The sequence below is a fragment of the Stenotrophomonas sp. JAI102 genome, assembly GCF_013409105.1.
Lineage (GTDB): Bacteria > Pseudomonadota > Gammaproteobacteria > Xanthomonadales > Xanthomonadaceae > Stenotrophomonas > Stenotrophomonas maltophilia_AA.
Window position 1 is genome coordinate 160,583 of sequence record NZ_JACCCI010000002.1, and the last position, 20,107, is coordinate 180,689.

18 protein-coding genes are annotated in these 20,107 nt (G+C 68.8%); 7 read left to right on the top strand and 11 right to left on the bottom strand.

Annotated features, from left to right (window positions below):
- Position 1 precedes the first annotated feature (1 nt).
- Both HDC96_RS09365 and dinG read left to right on the top strand, forming a co-directional pair.
- Positions 2–364, top strand: coding sequence for a hypothetical protein (locus tag HDC96_RS09365; RefSeq protein WP_179459765.1), 363 nt, complete (start codon positions 2–4; stop codon positions 362–364).
- A gap of 144 nt (positions 365–508) precedes the next feature.
- Entirely contained in the window at positions 509–2,611 is a 2,103-nt protein-coding gene (dinG, locus tag HDC96_RS09370; protein WP_179459766.1) for an ATP-dependent DNA helicase DinG, read from the top strand.
- A 25-nt stretch (positions 2,612–2,636) separates the two neighbouring features.
- Here the strand turns inward: dinG and HDC96_RS09375 are convergent, their stop codons facing one another.
- Entirely contained in the window at positions 2,637–3,266 is a 630-nt protein-coding gene (locus HDC96_RS09375) for a hypothetical protein (RefSeq protein ID WP_179459767.1), read from the bottom strand.
- An 82-nt stretch (positions 3,267–3,348) separates the two neighbouring features.
- Complete coding sequence (gene ilvD, locus HDC96_RS09380; protein WP_179460375.1) at positions 3,349–5,187, bottom strand: dihydroxy-acid dehydratase; 1,839 nt, start codon at positions 5,185–5,187, stop codon at positions 3,349–3,351.
- Positions 5,188–5,389: 202 nt separating this feature from the next.
- Here ilvD and HDC96_RS09385 point away from each other — a divergent pair, with 202 nt between their 5' ends.
- Genes HDC96_RS09385 through HDC96_RS09395 form a run of 3 tightly spaced genes read left to right on the top strand, consistent with a single transcriptional unit; the run spans position 5,390 to position 7,794 of the window.
- Complete coding sequence (locus tag HDC96_RS09385) at positions 5,390–5,953, top strand: DUF1190 domain-containing protein (RefSeq protein WP_179459768.1); 564 nt, start codon at positions 5,390–5,392, stop codon at positions 5,951–5,953.
- Between the two features lie 3 nt (positions 5,954–5,956).
- Positions 5,957–7,135: a glutathionylspermidine synthase family protein gene (locus HDC96_RS09390; RefSeq protein WP_179459769.1), complete on the top strand. Its 1,179-nt coding sequence runs from the start codon at positions 5,957–5,959 to the stop codon at positions 7,133–7,135.
- Complete coding sequence (locus tag HDC96_RS09395; RefSeq protein WP_179459770.1) at positions 7,135–7,794, top strand: hypothetical protein; 660 nt, start codon at positions 7,135–7,137, stop codon at positions 7,792–7,794. The genes HDC96_RS09390 and HDC96_RS09395 overlap by 1 nt, the downstream gene beginning before the upstream one ends.
- A gap of 28 nt (positions 7,795–7,822) precedes the next feature.
- Here the strand turns inward: HDC96_RS09395 and HDC96_RS09400 are convergent, their stop codons facing one another.
- From HDC96_RS09400 to HDC96_RS09440, 9 genes are all read right to left on the bottom strand, one after another.
- Positions 7,823–9,121: a DUF58 domain-containing protein gene (locus HDC96_RS09400; protein WP_179459771.1), complete on the bottom strand. Its 1,299-nt coding sequence runs from the start codon at positions 9,119–9,121 to the stop codon at positions 7,823–7,825.
- 31 nt (positions 9,122–9,152) lie between these two features.
- On the bottom strand, positions 9,153–10,166 hold the full coding sequence (locus tag HDC96_RS09405; RefSeq protein WP_257018680.1) for a MoxR family ATPase: 1,014 nt from the start codon (positions 10,164–10,166) through the stop codon (positions 9,153–9,155).
- On the bottom strand, positions 10,163–11,341 hold the full coding sequence (locus HDC96_RS09410; protein WP_179459772.1) for a DUF4350 domain-containing protein: 1,179 nt from the start codon (positions 11,339–11,341) through the stop codon (positions 10,163–10,165). Before HDC96_RS09410 ends, HDC96_RS09405 begins: the two co-directional genes overlap by 4 nt.
- Positions 11,338–13,029, bottom strand: a complete 1,692-nt coding sequence (locus HDC96_RS09415; RefSeq protein WP_179459773.1) for a DUF4129 domain-containing protein — start codon at positions 13,027–13,029, stop codon at positions 11,338–11,340. Before HDC96_RS09415 ends, HDC96_RS09410 begins: the two co-directional genes overlap by 4 nt.
- Positions 13,019–14,011: a stage II sporulation protein M gene (locus HDC96_RS09420; RefSeq protein WP_179459774.1), complete on the bottom strand. Its 993-nt coding sequence runs from the start codon at positions 14,009–14,011 to the stop codon at positions 13,019–13,021. Before HDC96_RS09420 ends, HDC96_RS09415 begins: the two co-directional genes overlap by 11 nt.
- Entirely contained in the window at positions 14,008–14,697 is a 690-nt protein-coding gene (locus tag HDC96_RS09425; protein WP_179459775.1) for an RDD family protein, read from the bottom strand. Before HDC96_RS09425 ends, HDC96_RS09420 begins: the two co-directional genes overlap by 4 nt.
- Positions 14,698–14,850: 153 nt before the next feature.
- Complete coding sequence (locus HDC96_RS09430; protein WP_179459776.1) at positions 14,851–15,381, bottom strand: gamma carbonic anhydrase family protein; 531 nt, start codon at positions 15,379–15,381, stop codon at positions 14,851–14,853.
- Positions 15,382–15,442: 61 nt separating this feature from the next.
- Positions 15,443–17,332: a tRNA uridine-5-carboxymethylaminomethyl(34) synthesis enzyme MnmG gene (gene mnmG / locus HDC96_RS09435; RefSeq protein WP_179459777.1), complete on the bottom strand. Its 1,890-nt coding sequence runs from the start codon at positions 17,330–17,332 to the stop codon at positions 15,443–15,445.
- Between the two features lie 491 nt (positions 17,333–17,823).
- On the bottom strand, positions 17,824–18,357 hold the full coding sequence (locus HDC96_RS09440) for a hypothetical protein (protein ID WP_179459778.1): 534 nt from the start codon (positions 18,355–18,357) through the stop codon (positions 17,824–17,826).
- 147 nt (positions 18,358–18,504) lie between these two features.
- On the opposite strand from HDC96_RS09440, the gene HDC96_RS09445 reads away from it, so the two are divergent.
- Positions 18,505–19,464 (top strand): pyridoxal-phosphate dependent enzyme, encoded by a 960-nt coding sequence (locus HDC96_RS09445; protein ID WP_179459779.1) that lies wholly within the window; start codon positions 18,505–18,507, stop codon positions 19,462–19,464.
- The gene (locus tag HDC96_RS09450; RefSeq protein WP_179459780.1) at positions 19,449–20,063 is read left to right on the top strand and encodes a YdcF family protein; all 615 of its coding nucleotides are present in this window, start codon (positions 19,449–19,451) and stop codon (positions 20,061–20,063) included. Before HDC96_RS09445 ends, HDC96_RS09450 begins: the two co-directional genes overlap by 16 nt.
- Positions 20,064–20,107: the final 44 nt, after the last annotated feature.

A 20,107-nucleotide genomic window follows, 5' to 3' on the forward strand; every position in this document is an offset into this window, starting at 1 on the left:
CATGGACCTGCTGATTTCGATGCTGGGCATGGTCGGCGTACGCCTGCCCGTGCTGATCGCGCTGGCGATCGCCGTGGTATGGGTAGTGGATACCCCGCGCGGATCGATCCGCAGCGTGGCCCTGTGGGCCCTGGGCGTGATGGCCCTGACCACCTTGGCAGGCCTGGTGCTGAACGTGGTGCCGATGTGGCTGGTGCAGCAGGGCAACTACGAGAACCTGCAGCTGATGTCGACGCTGCTGGGTGTCGGCCACTTCGCACTCAACCTGTTCGAGGCGCTCGCCCTGGTCCTGCTGGTCTGGGCCATGACCCGCGCGCTGCGCGGCCGCGCCGTTCAACCGTCTCCGCCGCTGCCGCCGCGCTGAGCGGGTGCAGCCGCCGTCTGCCGTGGTCCACACCTTTCGCGTGGGCCGCGTCACGGATATGAACCGGCGCGGAAAATGGCGCCGGTCACGGCCCCCGGGTCGTGAGAAAATGGGGACCGTGATCCAGTCAGGCAGTCCCCCGGCGTGACCGAAAAAGTTGAAGCCCCCCGCGCCCTGAACGACGCGCTCAAGGCCGGCATCCGCGACGCCTACGCCAAGCTGCAGGCCAATACGCCCGGCTTCAGTACCCGGCGCTCGCAGAGCCAGATGATCGGCGTGGTGTCGCGTGCGCTCTCGCACAGCGGCGGCGTCGGCGTGGTCGAAGCGCCGACCGGCGTCGGCAAGTCGCTGGGCTACCTGACCGCCGGCGTGCCGATCGCGCTGGCGACCAAGAAAAAGCTGGTGATCAGCACCGGCACCGTGGCGCTGCAGTCGCAGCTGGTCGAGCGCGACATCCCCAATTTCCTCAAGGCCACCGGCATCGAAGCGACCGTGGCGCTGGCCAAGGGCCGCACCCGTTACCTGTGCACCCGCAATGCCGCCGAAGCGCATGGCGACGGCGCGCAGGAAGGCATGTTCGAGGACGAGCAGCCGCTGTTCGATCGCCCGCTGGCACCGATTGAAATGGACCTGGCGCAGTCGCTGAGCAAGGCCTTCCTCGAAGGCCGCTGGAACGGCGACCTGGACAACGCCCCGGAAACGATCAGCAACACCCTGCGCTCGCGCATCACCACGCCGGCCTCGGGCTGCGCCGGGCGCAAGTGCGCCTACTCGGCGCAGTGTGCGGTGCTGCGCTCGCGCAACACGGTGCGTGAGGCGCAGATCGTGGTGACCAATCACGCGCTGCTGTTGTCGGCGCTGTCGATCGGGGAGAGCGACAACGGCCAGCCGCTGATCGCGCCGCCGTCGGACATGCTGCTGGTGCTCGACGAAGGCCATCACATCGGCAACGTCGCCATCGACCAGGGCGCGGCCAGCCTCGCGCTGGACGAGATGGCCAAGCGTACCGGCCGCCTGCAGGTGCTGATCGCCGCGTCCTACCGCGCGGTGGACAAGGACAAGCTGGGCAACCTGCTGCCCAACGAGGCCATCGAGGCCGCCGCCAAGGTCAGCAAGCAGCTCAAGGCCTTCCGCGATGTGATCGAGCGCAGCTGGCGGCCGGACCCGTCCGCGCAGGAGCCGATGTGGCGCGCCCCGAACGGTCGCCTGCCGGAGATCTGGATGCCGGATATCGAGGCCATCGCCGACGACACCCGCGCGCTGTTCAACTGGGCGCACGCCGCGCTGACCCAGGTGGCCAAGGGCAAGCCCGAGGATGCCGCGCGCGAGCGCCTGCAGCGCAACCTCGGCATGGCGCTGGAGATGATCGAGCAGCAGCACAACCTGTGGACCGGCTGGCGTCGCGAAGACAAGGAGGGCCAGCCGCCGACCGCGCGCTGGATCACCCTCTCGCGCGATGGCGACCTGGTCCTGCACGGCTCGCCGGTTTCGGCCGCGAACGTGCTGCGCAAGCTGCTCTGGGATGAAGTGGATTCGGTGGTGATGACCTCGGCCACGCTCACCGGCGGCGGGGACTTCCAGGCGCTGGCGATCGACAACGGCATTCCGGCCGAGGCCGAGATGGTCTCGCTGGCGTCGCCGTTCGATCTGCCCAACCAGGCGCAGCTGATCGTGCCGGCGTTCCCGGTCACTCCGGATGACAAGGAAGGTCACCCCAAGGAAATCGCCAAGTACCTGGTCAAGGAACTGGACTGGGACAAGGGCAGCATCGTGCTGTTCACCTCGCGCTGGAAGATGGAAAAGGTGGCCGAGCTGATGCCGGCCGCGCAGCGCAAGCAGGTGCTGGTGCAGGGCGAAACCGCCAAGCAGAAGATGATCGACGAGCACCTGCGGCGCACCTCGGCCGGTGAGGGCTCGGTGCTGTTCGGGCTCAATTCCTTCGGCGAAGGCCTCGACCTGCCGGGCGAAGCCTGCACCACGGTGGTGATCACCCAGGTGCCGTTCGCGGTCCCGACCGACCCGCAGACCTCCACTCTGAGCGAGTGGTTCGAAAGCCGCGGCCTGAACGCCTTCAACCTGATCGCGATCCCGCACGCGCTGCGTACGCTCACCCAGTTCTCCGGCCGGTTGATCCGCACCTCCACCGATACCGGCCGCGTGATCATTCTCGACTCGCGGCTGCTGACCCGCCGCTACGGCAAGCGGATCATCGATTCACTGCCGCCGTTCAAGCGGGTGATCGGGTAGCGCCGAATGCTCTCTGGCAGTTAGGTCAGGGTGTGCTTCCTTGAGGCGCGGCCGAGGTGTCTGGATGACGGCAGGCCTGGTTGGAGAAGGCCTCCCGGTAGCTTTGGCCGAAGCACCGCACAAACGCATCGACGATATCGAGATTGGGCGGCCAAGCGACCTGTACCACCTCACCGTTGGGCATCGTGAAGTCGAAGAAGCCGTTCTCGACGTTGGTCTCAGGCGGCGCAGGCAGGGCTGCGAGCGTCGCGCGGGCGGCGGCCAGGGCCGGGCGGTCCTTTTCGATGAGCGCGACGCTGGCATCCATGTAAGGATTCCAGCCGCCGGCATCGGGTGCGGGTTTGTAGGTCTGGCGCATCAGTGCGACCGCCTGCGCGTCCTGACCGGCCTGCGCGCGCATCTGTGCTTCATGCCAGATCATCGTGGTGTTGCCGGCAGCCTTGGGCTGCGCACGGTAGGCCGCGATCAGATCGGCGGCGGCCAACTGGCACTCGGCTTTCTCCGCCATCGGTCGCCAGCCGCCTTCCAGATCCTGATCAAAGTGCTCCGGGCTCAGCGCCAGCATCGCGGCGCGATCCACGGCGCACGCCTCGGCAAAGGCCGGAAATGCGGCGGCCGACAAAGCCAGTAACAGCAGAGAACGCGTGCCGTGCATTGTCACATCCTTGTGCAGAGGTCTGACCTGAGTGTTTGCCAGTGCTGCACTCAGGTCAAGCCGGGAGCCTGCGCTGGCACCCTCAGTCCTCCAGCTTCGCCAGGTCGCGCACCGCACCCTTGTCGGCACTGGTGGCCAGTAACGCATACGCCTTCAGCGCGCCGGTGACCTTGCGCGGGCGGGCCTCGCGCGGCTTCCAGCCCAGTGCATCCTGCTCGGCGCGGCGTGCGGCCAGCGTGGCGTCATCCAGCAGCAGGTCGATGCGCCGCGCGGGAATGTCGATGCGGATGCGGTCGCCGTCGCGGACCAGGCCGATGGCGCCGCCCGAAGCCGCTTCCGGCGAGGCATGCCCGATCGACAGGCCCGAGGTGCCGCCGGAGAAACGACCGTCGGTGAGCAGCGCGCATTGCTTGCCCAGGCCTTTGGATTTCAGATAGCTGGTCGGGTACAGCATTTCCTGCATGCCCGGGCCACCGCGCGGGCCTTCGTAGCGGATCACCACCACATCGCCGGCCACCACCGTGTCGGCGAGGATGCCGGCCACGGCGGCGTCCTGGCTCTCGAACACACGCGCGTTGCCTTCGAACACATGGATCGATTCGTCGACGCCGGCGGTCTTCACCACGCAGCCATCGACGGCGAGATTGCCGCGCAGCACCGCCAGCCCGCCTTCGGCCGAATAGGCATGCGCCACGGCGCGGATGCAGCCTTCGGCACGGTCCACGTCCAGCGTCGGCCAGCGCGTGGCCTGGCTGAAGGCGACCTGGGTCGGGATGCCGGCGGGCCCTGCGCGGAAGAAATCGTGGACCTTTTCATCGGTGCTCACCGCGACATCCCAGCGTGCGATCGCCTCGGCCAGGGTGCGGCTGTGCACGGTCGGCACGTCGGTATGCAGCAGCCCCCCGCGCGCGAGTTCGCCGAGGATGCCGAACACGCCACCGGCACGATGCACATCCTCCATGTGGTACTTCGGGGTATTCGGGGCGACCTTGCACAGCTGCGGCACACGGCGCGAGAGTTCGTCGATGGCATGCAGGTCGAAGTCCACTTCCGCTTCCTGCGCCGCGGCCAGCAGGTGCAGGATGGTGTTGGTGGAGCCGCCCATGGCGATATCCAGCGTCATCGCGTTCTCGAACGCCGCGCGGGTCGCGATGCCACGCGGCAGGGCGCCGATCTCCTCACCGCCGTACCAGCGGTGGCACAGCTCCACGATCAGTCGCCCGGCGCGGCGGAACAGCTGCTCGCGGTCGGCATGCGTGGCCAGGGTCGAGCCGTTTCCGGGCAGCGACAGGCCCAGCGCTTCGGTCAGGCAGTTCATCGAGTTGGCGGTGAACATGCCCGAACACGAGCCACAGGTAGGGCAGGCGCTGCGCTCGTACTCGGCGACCTTCTCATCGCTGGCGCTTTCATCGGCGGCGATCACCATCGCATCGACCAGGTCCAGCTTGTGCTCGGACAGGCGCGTCTTGCCCGCTTCCATCGGCCCACCGGAGACGAAGACCACCGGGATGTTCAGGCGCAGCGCGGCCATCAGCATGCCGGGAGTGATCTTGTCGCAGTTGGAGATGCACACCAAGGCGTCGGCGCAGTGCGCGTTGACCATGTACTCCACCGAGTCGGCGATGATTTCGCGGCTGGGCAGCGAATACAGCATGCCGTCGTGGCCCATGGCGATGCCGTCATCCACCGCGATGGTGTTGAACTCCTTCGCCACGCCGCCGACCTGCTCGATCTCGCGCGCCACGAGCTGGCCCAGGTCCTTGAGGTGCACGTGGCCGGGCACGAACTGGGTGAACGAGTTGGCGACGGCGATGATCGGCTTGTGGAAGTCGCCATCGGTCATCCCGGTGGCGCGCCACAGGGCGCGTGCGCCAGCCATGTTGCGGCCGGCGGTGGAGGTGCGGGAGCGGTATTCAGGCATGGTGGCTGGCAGGATCTGGCGGGCCGTGGGGGCGCGTTTCATCTCGATTCTGCCGAAAAATTCCGGTTGCGTTTGCAACCACCTTCGCCGCTGCCGTGATGGAATCCTGAAATGCTGTTCATGTTCTGGACTTTGCCGGTTTTGGTTGTTCGCCCCGATCAGGCATGATTGGGGAGATAACCGCATTAGGGGGCATGACGCCATGAAACGTTCCAGGACCACTGCGCTGCTGCTGATGAGCGCTGCGCCGCTGCTGTTCACCGCCTGCCAGAAGAACGAGGCCGTGCAGGTGCAGGAAGGGCTCTACACCTCGGTGCAGGCCTGTACCGAAGCCACCGGCGATCCGTCCAGCTGCCGCACGGCCTTTGCCGACGCGCAGAAGCAGTCCGCCGATGCCGCCCCCAAGTACGCCTCGCGTGAAGCCTGCGAAGCCGAGTACAACGCCGAGCAGTGCGTGGAACAGAAGACCTCCACCGGCCATTCGTTCATCGGGCCGATGATGATGGGCTTCTTCATGTCGCAGATGCTCAGCAACCGCGGCGGTGCAGGCCTGGCCCAGCAGCCGGCGGCAAGCCCGGCCTATCAGGACAAGGCCAAGGGCTGGGCACGCCCGGGTCCGTCGACCGGCGGGCTGAACACCGCCAGCGGCATTGGCGCCGGCAAGGCCGGCCTGGCCCCGGTCACTGCCACCCCGAACCGTGCGGTCACCGCCAGCCGTGGTGGCTTCGGCAACACCAGCAGCAACCGCAGCAGCGTCGGCGGCTGATCGATGCAGCGCGTGCGTATCGCCGAGCGCAGCCAATGGCGCGCCCGGGCCGAAGAGTCGGGGTTCCGTTTCCACACCATCGATGGCCTGCCGTACTGGGATGAAACCGCGTACTACGCCTTCACCCTGCGTCAGATCGAACAGGACATCGAGGATCCCAGCGCCGAGCTGCATGCGATGGCGATGGATCTGGTCGACGAGGTGGTGGGCAGCCAGCAGTTGATGGACCAGCTGGCGATCCCGCCGCAGTTCCGCGACTGGATCGCCGACAGCTGGCGCCGCCGCGAGCCGCATCTGTACGGTCGGCTGGATTTCGCCTACGACGGCAGCGGCCCGGCCAAGCTGTACGAGCTGAATTACGACACGCCCACCTCGCTGTTCGAGGCCTCGTTCTTCCAGTGGCAGTGGCTGGAGGACCAGCGCAACCAGAACCGGTTGCCGCCGGATGCCGATCAGTTCAACGCGATCCATGAGGCGCTGGTCGAACGCTTCGGCGAACTGGCCGCGCAGTTGCCGCCGCCGCTGTATTTCAGCGCGGTCGGTGCTTCGGAAGAAGACCAGGGCACCGTCGCCTACCTGCGCGACTGTGCGGCCCAGGCCGGCCTGCGTGGCGACGCGATCGCGATCGAGGATATCGGCCTGTCCGAGGATGGGCGCTTCACCGCGCTCGACGACACCGTGATCGGCAGCCTGTTCAAGCTGTACCCGCTGGAAGACCTGATGACCGAGTCGTTCGGCCAGGCGTTGCCCGCCTCGGGCGTGCAGCTGCTGGAACCGGCGTGGAAGGCAATCCTCAGCAACAAGGGCGTGCTGCCGCTGCTGTGGCAGCGTCACCGTGGCCACCCGAACCTGCTCGCCGCCGAATTCGACGACGGCAGTGAGCTGCCGCGCGGCTGGGTGCGCAAGCCGTTGTTCTCGCGCGAGGGCGCCAACGTGGCCATGCACCTGGCCGACGGCAGCTGGCAGGAAAGCGAAGGCCCCTACACCGGCCCGGCGATCCGCCAGGCCGCGCATCCGCTTACCGCGTTCGATGGCGGCTATCCGCTGATCGGCAGCTGGATCGTGGGCGACCAGGCCTGTGGGATGGGCATCCGCGAAGACAACAGCCGGATCACCCGCGACAGCGCCCGCTTCGTACCGCACGCGATCATCGACGAAGCGCCGACGCGTATCTTCGTCTGATGGCTGTGCAGCGCCGGCCCGGCTCGCGCGGGCGCACAACACCTGTTGCCGGCCGTCACTTCGATGACGGCCGCAGCCTGCAGGCGTTTGCCGATCGCGTGGCCGTCCGCTGCCACCGCTGCGATACGCCTGGCTGGGTGCTGGCGAGCTGGGCACCGTATCGCTGGACCGCGCGTTTCCGCTGCACCGGTTGCAGCGCGGCATTGGACAGCGTCGACAACCCCTGGGTGGGCCCGGTCCGCCTGGATGGGCGTCGGCCCTGTGGCCACTGTGGTCATCAATGGCTGTCCGTACACCAGCACCGACCATCTGCGACCACCGGGGTGCCGGGCACGTTGCCTGCGGAGTGCGCGCAATGCGGGCGCAGCAGCGAGGTCAGCGTCACGGTACGCCCACTGCGCGCTGGGGACCCGGCCGATCCGCATTTCGGGCTACCCCTGCGCCTGGTCGAGCCGACCCGCGCCGGTCTGCTGTGGGCGTACAACACAGCGCATCTGCAGGCCCTTCTGGATTACGTCAACGCGTCACTGCGCGAAAGCCGTGGCGTGCATCGTTCGATGTTTTCCCGCCTGCCGGGGTGGATGAAGCTCGCCCGCAATCGTGTGGCGGTGCAGAAGGCGATAACGCGCCTGATCGCCAGCGCCCGCATCGCCGGGTAGCTACCGACCGTTGGTCGCTGCGCGTGGGTTACAGCAACCCATCCCGCTTGACCGCCAGATAGCGCTCCACCAGCGCCCCGGGCAGGGCCTCGGCGGTGACATCCAGCACCATCACCCGATGGCTGCGCAGCGCGTCATGTGCGTCGCTGCGCTGCTGCAGGTAGCGGGCGATCGCACCGGCCTGGGTGGCGTCCTGCAGGGTCTCCACCGGCTGGGCCAGCGCATCGTCCAGCTCGCGCTCGCGCAGGCTGGCCACGCACACCAGGTGCTGGCGCTGCAGCAGGTGCACGGCCGCGAGCAGGTCTTCGATGTCTTCATCGCGCACGTTGGTGACCAGCATCACCAGCGAACGCCGGCGTTGCCGCAGCGAAAGCTCGGTGGCCGCGGCGAGATAGTCGGTGGCGACCGGCTGCGCCTGCAGGTCATAGCTGGCGCGCAGCAGGGTATCGATCGTGCCCATGCCGCGTTTCGGTGCGACCCAGCGGCTTTCGCCACCGGCGGCGAACAGGCCCACGCCGTCGCCCTGGCGCAGCGCGAGGTAGGAGACCACCAGCGCTGCATTGAGCACATGATCGAAGTGCGACAGGCCGCCTTCGCTGGCCATCATGCGCCGGCCGGTGTCGATCATCAGCACCAACTGCTGGTTCTTCTCGTCCTGGTATTCGCGGGAGATCAGCTTGCGCGCCCGCGCGGTCGCCTTCCAGTCGATCTGGCGCAGGCTGTCGCCGATGCGGTACTCGCGCATCTGGTGGAAATCGGTGCCTTCGCCGCGACGGCGCTTGAGGTGGGCACCGACCAGGCGCGAGGCCTGTTCGGCACTGAACAACGCAAAGCGGGTCAGCGGTGCGAAGTTGGGGTACACGCGCACCGTCATCGCCGGCGGCAGCTGCCGCCGCTGATGCCACAGCCGCCACGCGCTGTGCACGCGCAGGTGCACGCCCTCGAACACGAATCGGCCACGCGCGGTGGGCGTCAGCCGGTACGCCACGCTGCTGCTGACCATCGGCTTGAGCGCCAGTGCACGCGGCAGGCCGTGCAGGGCCCAGCCACCGGGCACCAGATCGAACACCTCCACGCGCTGGTGCCGGCTCGATTCCAGCCGCAGCGTGGCCTCGCGCTCGACGTTCAGCGCCAGCGACTCGGGCAACTCGCGGTGCACGCTCGGCGAGGGCTGGCGGCGCAGGCGCAGCAGGTCCACCAGCGCGATCAGGCCCACGCCGGCACCGACCGCCCACCAGACCGCGTGCGGCCAGGCACCGAGCACCACCGGCACGCCGAGCAGGCCCCAGCCGGCCAGCAGTGCCAGCAGCAGCGGTCCCGGCCTCATGCCGGTCGCCTGCGATGGACGGCGCGCGCACTCATTTGCGTGGTGCGTCCACCTTGGCCAGCAGTGCGGTCAATGCATCGTCGGCGCTTTGTCCTTCGATCTGCAGTTCCGGTGCCAAGGCGATGCGGTGGCGCAATGCCGGCTTGGCGATGTCGCGCACGTCGTCGGGGGTGACGAAATCACGGCCGGACAGCACCGCCTGCGCACGCGCTGCCCGCACCAGCGCGATGCTGCCGCGCGGGCCGGCACCGAGCGCGATACCCGGCCACTGCCGCGTGGCGGCGACGATACGCACCGCGTAGTCGATCACTTCCGGATCGACCGTGATCGCCGCGGTCGCCTGCTGCAGCGCGACCACCTCGGCCCCGCTCAGCACGCGTGGCACCTGCGAGAGATCGAAGTCGGCCGCGCTGCGGCCGGTGGTGATCGCATCGACCATGCGCTTCTCGTCGTCCAGCGTCGGGTAATCGATCAGCACCTTGAGCAGGAAGCGGTCCAGCTGCGCTTCGGGCAGCGGGTAGGTGCCTTCCTGCTCGACCGGGTTCTGCGTGGCCAGGGTCAGGAACGGCGGGGTCAGCGCGAACGCCTTGCCCTCGATGGTGACCTGGCCTTCCTGCATCACTTCCAGCAGGGCCGACTGGGTCTTGGCCGGGGCGCGGTTGATTTCATCGGCGAGCAGCAGGTTGGTGAACACCGGACCGCGACGGATCTTGAAGCTCTCGGTCTTCGGGTCGTACACCGCGTGGCCGCTGACATCGCTGGGCATCAGGTCCGGGGTGAACTGCACGCGCCCATAGTCCAGCTCCAGCGCCTGGGCGAGGGCACGCACGAGCAGGGTCTTGCCCAGCCCGGGGACGCCTTCGATCAGCACATGGCCACCGGCCAGCAGGGCGATCAGGATCTGGTCGAGCACCTCGGGCTGGCCGATGAAGGCGCGGCCGACGGCGTCGCGCACGGCATCGACGCGCTCGGACAACGGCGACGGCGACGGCGGCGCGGTCACGGCAGGAGGGGACAGCGGCGGCGGAAGCGTCGGCTCGGTCATAGCAGGTTTCTCATCTGGATCAGCAGGCGGATGCGGTCGCGCAGGCCGGCGACGTCGTGGGCAGCGGGTGGGGTCAAGGCGGTCTGCACGCGTGCGTGCGACCACTGCAGCAGGGTGGCGATGGCGTGCACCCGGGCCTCGCCGGCCAGCGCGGCGGCCGTCGGTGACCGGCGTCGCAGGCGAGCCAGGAAGGCCCGGCGGACCGCGTCATACAACAGCGGCGCTTTGCCGAAGCGCAGCAGGTGCTCGCCGCTGGCGCGGATGTGTTCCAGCAGGGAGCGGCGTTCAGCCGGCGGCGAGGGCAGTTCGCTGCCCAGCCGCTGCGCACGCTGCCACAGCCAGCCGAGCAGGGCCAGCAGCAACGGCGCCCACACCGGCCAGCCGAGGTAGAACACGCGGTTCCACAGCGAGGGCGGACGGGAGGCGTAGACCAGCCACATCGTGCCCTTGCCATGGTTCGGCGCCAGCACGTAACGGGTCAGATCGCGGTGCGCCTTGTCGTGCAGGCCATCGATGATCGCGTTGGCAGCGTTCGGGGGAACCGCCGGGTTGGGTCGGCCCTTGCCGTGCATGAAGGCCATGTCGGCCAGCACATCGATGCGGCCATGGCCGTGGCGCAGGCGGGCGAAGACCCGGCTTTCCTCGTCTCCCCAGCCCCGCTCGAGCGTGATGCCGGTGGGCGGCGCGACCGCGAAGCGGCGTCCATTGCAGAACTCGACATGCTGCGGGTCATCGCGCACGTGGAACGGCTGGCAGTCGCTCTCTTGGCCTTCGCTGTCCACACCGAGCGCGTCCAGCAGCGGCCCGTTGCGCGCGTCGTCCTTGCCGATCGGTGGCGTGCGCACGATCAGATGCCCGCCGCGTGCCACCCAGGCCATCAGGGCGGTGACGGCGGGCGCCGGAACCTCCGCACTGTCCTGCAGCAGCACGACGGTATCGCCCGGCGCCAACGGCATGCGGGTCAGGTCCAGGCGCGGCCGCGACTGCACCGTGAGGCCGTCCGCACGCAGTGCCTGGCCGAGCACATACAGCGGGTTGTAGCTCGCTTCGCCCTGCGGGGGCAGGCGTTCCACCTCGGTCACCCGCTCGTGCGTGCGCAGGAACAGGATCGCCAGCGGCACCGCGATCACCAGCAGCACGAGGCCAACCAGCAGCCAGCGCAGGCGGGCGCTCATGCGCGCCACCCGAACTGGGCCTGCAGGGTGGTGGCCAGCGTGTCGAAGTCGTCATCGGTCGGCAACTGGCCCGCGTAGGCGGCGTACTGCCAGACCCGCACGATGCGCGCGAACAGATTGCGGTCGGCCTCGACCGGCATCCGTCGCGAAGCGCGCAGGCACTGCGCTTCGGTGGCCCCCGGCGGCAGGCTGACCTGCGCGCGTTCGCTCATGGTGTCCACACTGGCGCGATACAACAGCGCCAGCGCCTGGCGGGGGCGTCCCTCCTGCCACAGCGCGCGCGCACGTGCGGCGGGATCGGGCGGTGCCACGTCCGGTATCCGGATCGCGTCTTCCACGACCGCCGTGGCCGTTGCGCGACGGCGCCGGCCGGAGCCGCGCAGCCACGGCAGCCAGCGCGGCGCGGTAACCAGCAGCAGTACCACCAGCAACCCCACGAACGCCCACAGCGTCCACTCGGCGATCTGTGCCGGCAACAACGGACCCTTGGCACCGCGTTGGGAGCTGCCCTTGGCCGCGGCCTCGCGCTTGGCCTTCTCGGCTTCGGCCGTGTCGGTGTCCGTGCGCTTCCACTCGGTCACCTCGCGGGTCGGGCTCTGCAGCGGGTCTTCGTACGCGCGCTGCACGGCCTGGCGGAAGCCGGCCGTGTCCACCGGCTCGTTGCCGAAGATGCCGACCAGCGTGTTGTCCGGATCGTTGTCGTAGGTCAGCGGTGGATCGTCTTCTTCGGCTACTTCTTCGCCGTCTTCGTCAGCGGCGTCGGCTGTGTCGGCTGCATCGGAGGCGGGCGCCAGGCCGTCCTCGAGCGACGGCGTATCACCGGCCGGTGCCGCCACCGCGCCCTTGGCGTTCGACGGCCGCCCCTGCTGGGCGTGCAGTGCCGCGCCCGGCCAGATCAGCACCACGGCCAGCATCAGCAGCGGCGCCGCCTGCTGCAGGCGTACGCGGAGGCGCCGGAAGGCGATCTCCAGATCCCACGCTTCCATCTGCGTACGCCGGTCCAGGTACAGCCCGAAGCCCGCGCCGACGTAGAACGGACCGATCACCGTGGCCGCGCCCCAGAACAGCAGGTTCACGCCCAGCTGCATCCACGCCGGCATGTCCTGCTTGGCCAGCTCCCACGCCGCGCGCCAGGATTCGGACAACAGGTCCACCGGAATGAACAGGAATACCGCGGCGATGCCGCCGGCCACCAGCACGATCTCGAACATCATGCACACCAGCGTGAGCAGCAGCGCATGGCCCATCGCGCCCCCGGCGATCGCACGGCGCCGCTGGCGCCGATGCGCCGGATCAGCACCTTCCAGCAGGTTGACCGGCAGCAGCACCGACCGCAGCGGGCTCAGGCGTCGCCAGCCGAGATAGCCCCAGAAGCCCTGCCAGCCCCAGGAGCGCTGCGCACGCAGCGTCTGCCGGGTCGTCGACGCATCGCCGAAGACGCCGCGCGCGATCACGTACAGCGCGATGCGCTCGAACAGCGGCTTGAGCCACCACATCGCCAGCCAGGCCCAGCCGAAGCTGTCGGTCCACCACGCCACGGCGTTGAGCAGCACGAACACCGGCAGCGACACGGCCACCCAGGGCGCCCACACTGCGGCCGCATGGCGGCGCACCAGGGCCATGCCCAGCTCCATGGCCTCCCAGCCCGAGCGTGCGCGCAGCACGACGTTGAGCCGATCAATCTGCATCGGCCGCCCCGCGTCCACCGCGCCACAACCAGACGAACACCGTGGTCCACAGCACCGCGGCCACGCTGTATTTCCCCCAGGCCGGGATCGCCGCGATCGAGGACCAGAAGGCTTCGATGAAGGCGGCGATCAGCAGCATCGCCGCGACCCCCACGCACAGCTTGGCCCCGATCATGCCGCCCTCGACCAGCGCATCGATGCGCCGCCGCCGCCCGGGGGCAAGCAGTTTCATGCCCAGCTGCAGGCCGGCGCCGCCGGCGATCACGATCGCGGTCAGCTCGAACGCGCCATGGCCGGCCACGAAGCGCCAGAACGGATCGCCGTGGCCGATGTGCTGCAGATGGCCGGCGACCGAGCCGATGCCGACGCCATTGAACAGCATCACCAGCACCGTGCCGACGCCGGCGATCAACCCGAAGGCGAACGTGCGCAGGCCGATGCTGATGTTGTTCATGATGTAGTAGCCGAACATGGTCCAGTTGGTGCCGCTGTCGCGGCCCAGGTTCGGCGAGGCCGGATCGTACATGCGCTCGAACTCGGCGATGCGCGCGTTGTCCAGCAGCAGGTGGATCAGCTCCGGGCGCCACAGGATCAGCGCGAAACTGCCGACCAGCGGCACCACGAACAACGCCGCGGCCACCCACATGCTGCGCGCCTGGCTGCGCACCAGCTGCGGGAAATCGGCGAACAGGAAGGCGAGCGCGCGCTGCCACTGCGGTCGCGGCGTGCGGTAGAGCAGGGTGTGGCCCTGCTGCATCAACTGCTGCAACCGCGCGACCAGCTGCGGGCTGTAACCGCGTCGGCGCGCCAGCGCCAGCTGCTGGCACAGGCGGCGGTAGCGCTGCGGGAAATCACCGTCGTCCAGGCCCTCGTGGGCGGCTTGCCGGCGTGCCTGCCGTGGATGCTCGCCGCGCTGGGTCAGCCACTGCTCCAGCGCCTGCCATTCGGCCTGGTAGCGGGCGACGAACTGTTCCTGTCTCATCGGCGTCCCAACAGCCAGTTGGCCATCGCATACAGGCGCAGCACGCCGACCTGGCCGCGGCTTCCGGTGAGCGGTGCGGCGATATCGGCCAGCTCCTGCTGGCGCGGAGTCGACAGCCGCGGCGCACGCTCGGCGAAGGCGACCACGGCCGCCTGCTCGGCCGGCTGCAAAGGGTGCGGTGGCACCAGCACGCTGCCGACCGGCACGCTGCCGCCCAGCGGCGGCGCACCCTGGTGGATCACCACGGTGCCGGCGACCAGATCGCCGAGGCGGCGGCCATGCGCATCGAACAGACTCGACAGCAGGCCGAGCGCGTAGCCGAACGGCAGCATGTCCACGGTGCGCAGCAGGTTGCGGGTGATCGCGCTCATCCAGCCGATCGGTCCGCCATCGCGCGCGACCACGCGCAGGCCCATCGCGCGTTTGCCCAGGGTGCGGCCCCAGCACGCTTCCTGGACGATGGTGTAGGCCCACAGCAACAGGAACATCAGGCCCAGGTAGAGCCCTTGGCCGAAGCCCCCGAGGAAGCCCAGCGGAATGCTCAGGATCATCAGCGCGCCGATGCGGATCACGAAGTCGATCGCCCAGGCCAGTGCACGCGGCAACGGACCGGCCACGGGCAGGTGCAGGGGCACGCCTTCGGGGGTGATGACCTCCCGGTAGGTATCCAGCATGGGCGCGCTCATCGGCGGCACATCACGCTGGATCGTACGGAAGGCCACAGGGGACGCCGGATTCCTCTCCGGTCTGCCAGCGGGGGCATGCGGGTCTCGACTGCTTCCTGGTCGGCTGAGGACTTTACCGCGCACACGCGCCGATGCCCAGCCGGGTGATCGCAATCAACCCCGGTATTGATCCTTCAGGCGCACATAGTGATCGGCCGAGTAGTGCAGCGACTCGATCTCCTTGTCGCTGAGCGTGCGTGCCAGCCGTGCCGGGTTGCCCAGCCACAATTCGCCTTCGCCGACCACCTTGCCGGGGCCGAGCACCGCGCCCGCGCCGAGGAAGCCATGCGTGCCCACCTTGGCACCATCCAGGATGCACGCACCCATGCCGATCAGGCAGTAATCGCCGATGGTGCAGGCATGGATGATGGTGCCGTGGCCGACCGTCACACCTTCACCGATCAGGGTCGGGTAGCCGCCCTTGTTGAACGGGCTGTGGTGGCTGACGTGGATGATGGTGCCGTCCTGGATGTTGCTGCGCGCGCCGATCCGCACGTGGTTCACATCGCCGCGGATCACCGTGCCCGGCCACACCGAGACGTCATCGCCCAGCACCACGTCACCGATGATCGTGCAGGCCGGGTCGATGTAGACGCGCTCGCCGAGCACGGGGAGTTTGTCGAGGAAGGGGCGGATCGGGGACATGCGGTACTCCAGACAAGGACGCGCCCTGCTGGGCGCGGGGTCATGATACCGGGCGCTGTTCTTAGGCGACTCTGCTGCGCCGCGCGCGTTCCAGGTGCACCAGCAGCAGCGAGATCGCCGCCGGCGTCATGCCGGGGATGCGCTGGGCCTGGCCGATGGTCTGCGGCCGCACCCGTTCGAGCTTCTGCTGCACCTCGGCCGAGAGGCCGCGCACGCCGGCGTAATCGAACTCCGCGGCGATGGCGGTGTTCTCGTGGCGCTGCTGGCGCGCGATCTCATCGCGCTGGCGGTCCAGGTAACCGGCGTACTTCACCCCGATCTCGACCTGCTCGGCGACCTTGGCATCGGCCACGGCGGGCCCGAGCGAGGGCACCTGCATCAGCGTGGCGTAATCCAGTTCGGGACGCTTGATCAGGTCCAGCACGTTGGTTTCGCGGCTGACCGCCACGCCCAGGGTGGCCTCCACTTCGCGGCCGAGCGCATTGCCCGGCGTCGCCCACAGTGCACGCAGGCGCGCCGTTTCCCGTGCGACGGCGTCCTGCTTGGTCTGGAACGCGCTCCAGCGACGGTCATCGACCAGGCCGAGTTCGCGGCCGGGGCCGGTCAGGCGCACGTCGGCATTGTCTTCGCGCAGCTGCAGCCGGTACTCGGCGCGGCTGGTGAACATGCGGTACGGCTCAGTGGTGCCATGGGTGATCAGGTCGTCGACCAGCACGCCCAGGTACGCCTCGTCGCGGCGCGGGCACCAGCCGGCGTCGTCGCGGGTGAAGCGGGCGGCGTTGAGGCCGGCCAGCAGGCCCTGCGCGGCGGCCTCTTCATAGCCGGTGGTGCCGTTGATCTGGCCGGCGAAGAACAGGCCGCTGACGGTCTTGGTCTCCAGCGTGTTCTTCAGCCCGCGCGGATCGAAGAAGTCGTACTCGATCGCGTAGCCCGGCCGGGTGATATGCGCGTTCTCGAAGCCGCGCATGCTGCGCACCAGGTCCAGCTGCACATCGAAGGGCAGCGAGGTGGAGATGCCGTTGGGGTAGATCTCGACCACGTCCAGCCCTTCGGGCTCGACGAAAATCTGGTGGCTGGCCTTCTCGGCGAAGCGCACCACCTTGTCCTCGATGGACGGGCAGTAGCGCGGGCCGATGCCTTCGATCTGCCCGCTGTACAGCGGCGAGCGGTGCAGCGCGTTGCGGATGATCTCGTGGGTGCGCTCGCTGGTGTGGGTGATCCAGCAGCTGACCTGCGCCGGATGCTCGGCCACGCTGCCCAGGAAGGACATCACCGGGCGCGGATCGTCGCCGGGCTGTTCTTCCATCAGGCTGTAGTCCAGTGAGCGGCCATCGATGCGCGGCGGCGTGCCGGTCTTGAGGCGGTCGATCACGAACGGGCGCTCGCGCAGGCGCGCGGCCAGCGTGGTCGCCGGCGGGTCGCCCATGCGGCCGGCGGCGTACTGGGATTCACCGACGTGGATCTTGCCGGCCAGGAAGGTCCCAGCGGTGAGCACCACGGCCGCCGCGCTGAAGCGCAGGCCGGTCTGGGTGATCGCACCGCGCACGGCGTCGCCTTCGATGATCAGGTCATCGACCGCCGCCTGGAACACGGTCAGGCTGGGCTGGGCCTCGACGATCTGGCGGATCGCCATGCGGTAGAGATTGCGGTCGGCCTGGCAGCGCGTGGCGCGCACGGCCGGGCCCTTGGAGGCGTTGAGCGTGCGCCACTGGATCCCGGCGCGGTCGGCGGCATGCGCCATCGCGCCGCCCAGGGCATCGATCTCCTTGACCAGATGGCCCTTGCCGATCCCGCCGATGGCCGGGTTGCAGCTCATCGCGCCGATCGTTTCCACGTTGTGGGTCAGCAGCAGGGTGCGTGCACCACTGCGCGCGGCCGCGAGCGCGGCCTCGGTGCCGGCGTGGCCGCCGCCGATGACGATCACGTCGTAGCGGTAGAAGGAGTCAGTCATGGCGGAGGAGCTCGGGACGGGGCCGGGCGGCCCGGATCAGCCCTGGCGACAGGGCGCGGGTGGCGATTTTAGCGCCATTCGTCGGGGGGTATGAAATCCACCCTCAAGTTGGCACGTTTTCTGCAGATAACCCAATAGCACCCAGGATGGCATGCGCCTTGTGCGCAACGGACCGGAATTGGAACAGGGGCCGGTCCAAGCGCATCGTGGGGAAGCAGAGGGGCCGGCAGTCGGGGGACTGCCGGCCCTGTTTTTTTGCCGTTCCCGGCCGTGCCGGGCGGCCCAAAAACAGAAGGCCCCGCCAGTAGCGGGGCCTTCTGCGTTTAAGGTGCCGACATCCGACAGGGCCGGAACAGGGGGGATCCAGATGTTCCTGGCGGATATCGACATAGAGCCGAATGTGACGCCACTTGTCGCTTTTGACACTTTGTGACCGTGGCAGTCACCGCCCGGCTAGAGTGAACCGCCGGGCGCGTGAAAATCAAGCCATCTCAGGGCTCAACTGTGCGTTGGTTCGCATTGTTGAGATTCCGCCACGGGGAGCCGTTCATCCTCGGCGCAGCCGGACGCGGGGCCTGGGCCGGGCGTGCCTGCGGCGGACGCGAGGGTCGCTGCTGCTGCTGTTGCTGCGGCCGGCGCGGGCCCCCCACCGAATCCATGTTCCGCCACGGCGAGCCGCCGTTGGTCGGGCGCGGACGATCCGGCGGACGGGTCGGATGACCCCCATTGCCGTTGCCGGGGCGCGGCGGCGGGCGATGATGGTGTGGCGGACGGTAGTTCGGATAGGGGCGATACACCGGGTAGCCGTAACCACCGCCATAGCCGCCGCCATAACCGTAATACCCGCCACCGCCGTAGTAGCCGCTGCCGTAGCCGTAGGGATAGCCGGCCGGGTAGCGATACTCGACCGACGGTGCGCCGTGGTAGTAGCCACTGCCGCCACCGCCACCGCCGACATAGTCGTACGTCGCGCAGCCGGACAGGGCCAACAACAGGCCACCGGCAAGAACAAGGCGCATTTTCATGATGGGTCCCCCCAAAGGGCTGTAGGGCCAGCTTCGGCCCACGGCGTTGAATCGGCCCTTAACTCGGCCCGATCTGAATGAATGGTTGCCATGCTGACACGTTCATCAGGGCGCATGTGGCCGTGGGGCATACGTTAATCTTGCGTCATGAGCGATTCACCCTTGCCCTGTGTTGACGACGTGCTGGCGGCGGCGGCGCGCATTGCCGCGCACGCCTGCGTGACCCCGGTGCTGCGCTCGCGCACGCTGGATGCGATGACCGGCGCCACGATCTTCTTCAAGGCCGAACACCTGCAGCGCAGCGGCGCCTTCAAGTTCCGCGGCGCGTGCAATGCCGTCTGGGCGCTGGCCGATGACCAGGCCCGGCGCGGGGTGGTCACCCACTCCTCGGGCAACCATGGCGCCGCCCTGGCGCTGGCCGCGCGCACCCGCGGCATCGCCTGCCATGTGATCGTGCCCGAGGGGGCGGTGGCGGCGAAGCTGGCCAACATCGGTCGCCACGGGGCCACGCTGTGGCGCTGCGACGCCTCGATCGCCGCGCGCGAAGCGATGTGCGCGCAGGTCCAGGCCGAGACCGGGGCGACCCTGGTGCATCCGTATACCGACCCCCAGGTGATCGCCGGCCAGGGTACGGCTGCGCTGGAGCTGCTGCACGCCAGCGAGGGCCTGGACATGATGGTGGTGCCGGTGGGCGGCGGTGGCCTGGCCTCGGGCACGCGGCTGGCGCTGCAGGGCGCCGCCCCGGGGGTTGAGCTGGTCCTGGCCGAACCGCTGGGCGCGGCCGATACGGCGCGCTCGCTGGCGGCCGGCGAGCGCCGCATCGATTTCACCCCCGATACCGTCTGCGATGGCCTGCGCGGCACGCTGGGCATGCCGAACTTCGCGCTGCTGCACGGCGCGGCGCAGGTGATCACCGTTGCCGATGACGCCACCATCGCCGCGATGCGGCTGATCTGGCAGGTGCTCAAGCAGGTGGTCGAGCCGTCCTCGGCGATCGCGCTGGCGGCGATCCTCGCCGAACCGGCGCGCTTTGCCGGCAAACGCGTCGGTGTGGTGCTGTCGGGCGGCAACGTCGACCTGGACGCCCTGCCGTGGAGCGCGGCATGAGCCGGCGCACCGGGGTGGGTTTCTTCGGCTGGCTGTGGCGGCTGTGCATCGTGCTGGCCGTGTGGCTGCTCGGGGTCACGGCGTGGATCGTCTGGATCGGCGAGCGCGACCAGGCACAGAAGGCCGATGCGATCATCGTGCTCGGTGCGGCGGCGTATGACGCCAAGCCCTCGCCGGTGTTCGAAGAGCGCATCCGGCACGGCCTGGATCTGTACCAGCAGGGCTATGCGCCGCTGCTGATCTTCACCGGTGGCTACGGTGGCTCCGGCGCGCGTTTTTCCGAATCGCAGGTGGCCCGTCGCTACGCGCTCAAGCAGGGCGTACCGGATGACGCGATCCTGATCGAGACTGCTTCACGCACCACCCGGCAGAACCTGATCGAGGCACGGCGCCTGATGGACCAGCGCAAGCTGCACCGCGTGATCATCGTCAGCGATCCGCTGCACATGGCGCGCGCGCTGCGCCTGTGCCGTGAGCTGGGCATCGATGCGCTGGCCTCGTCCACGCCGAGCACGCGCTTCCGCAGTTTCCATACCAGCTGGCGGTTCCTGGCGCAGGAAATCTATTTCTTCCACCGCGATCTGTTTCCGGCGTCCTAGCGCAGCGCTTCGCCCCGGCCCTACGCCGTAACGCCGGCCAGACG

Bases quoted from the DNA above. Each gene is read 5' to 3' on its own strand.
- HDC96_RS09365 (WP_179459765.1), top strand. From the start codon at position 2: ATGGACCTGCTGATTTCGATGCTGGGCATGGTCGGCGTACGCCTGCCC.
- HDC96_RS09375 (WP_179459767.1), bottom strand. From the start codon at position 3,266: ATGCACGGCACGCGTTCTCTGCTGTTACTGGCTTTGTCGGCCGCCGCA.
- ilvD (WP_179460375.1), bottom strand. From the start codon at position 5,187: ATGCCTGAATACCGCTCCCGCACCTCCACCGCCGGCCGCAACATGGCT.
- HDC96_RS09385 (WP_179459768.1), top strand. From the start codon at position 5,390: ATGAAACGTTCCAGGACCACTGCGCTGCTGCTGATGAGCGCTGCGCCG.
- HDC96_RS09390 (WP_179459769.1), top strand. From the start codon at position 5,957: ATGCAGCGCGTGCGTATCGCCGAGCGCAGCCAATGGCGCGCCCGGGCC.
- HDC96_RS09395 (WP_179459770.1), top strand. From the start codon at position 7,135: ATGGCTGTGCAGCGCCGGCCCGGCTCGCGCGGGCGCACAACACCTGTT.
- HDC96_RS09400 (WP_179459771.1), bottom strand. From the start codon at position 9,121: ATGAGGCCGGGACCGCTGCTGCTGGCACTGCTGGCCGGCTGGGGCCTG.
- HDC96_RS09405 (WP_257018680.1), bottom strand. From the start codon at position 10,166: ATGACCGAGCCGACGCTTCCGCCGCCGCTGTCCCCTCCTGCCGTGACC.
- HDC96_RS09410 (WP_179459772.1), bottom strand. From the start codon at position 11,341: ATGAGCGCCCGCCTGCGCTGGCTGCTGGTTGGCCTCGTGCTGCTGGTG.
- HDC96_RS09415 (WP_179459773.1), bottom strand. From the start codon at position 13,029: ATGCAGATTGATCGGCTCAACGTCGTGCTGCGCGCACGCTCGGGCTGG.
- HDC96_RS09420 (WP_179459774.1), bottom strand. From the start codon at position 14,011: ATGAGACAGGAACAGTTCGTCGCCCGCTACCAGGCCGAATGGCAGGCG.
- HDC96_RS09425 (WP_179459775.1), bottom strand. From the start codon at position 14,697: ATGAGCGCGCCCATGCTGGATACCTACCGGGAGGTCATCACCCCCGAA.
- HDC96_RS09430 (WP_179459776.1), bottom strand. From the start codon at position 15,381: ATGTCCCCGATCCGCCCCTTCCTCGACAAACTCCCCGTGCTCGGCGAG.
- mnmG (WP_179459777.1), bottom strand. From the start codon at position 17,332: ATGACTGACTCCTTCTACCGCTACGACGTGATCGTCATCGGCGGCGGC.
- HDC96_RS09440 (WP_179459778.1), bottom strand. From the start codon at position 18,357: ATGAAAATGCGCCTTGTTCTTGCCGGTGGCCTGTTGTTGGCCCTGTCC.
- HDC96_RS09445 (WP_179459779.1), top strand. From the start codon at position 18,505: ATGAGCGATTCACCCTTGCCCTGTGTTGACGACGTGCTGGCGGCGGCG.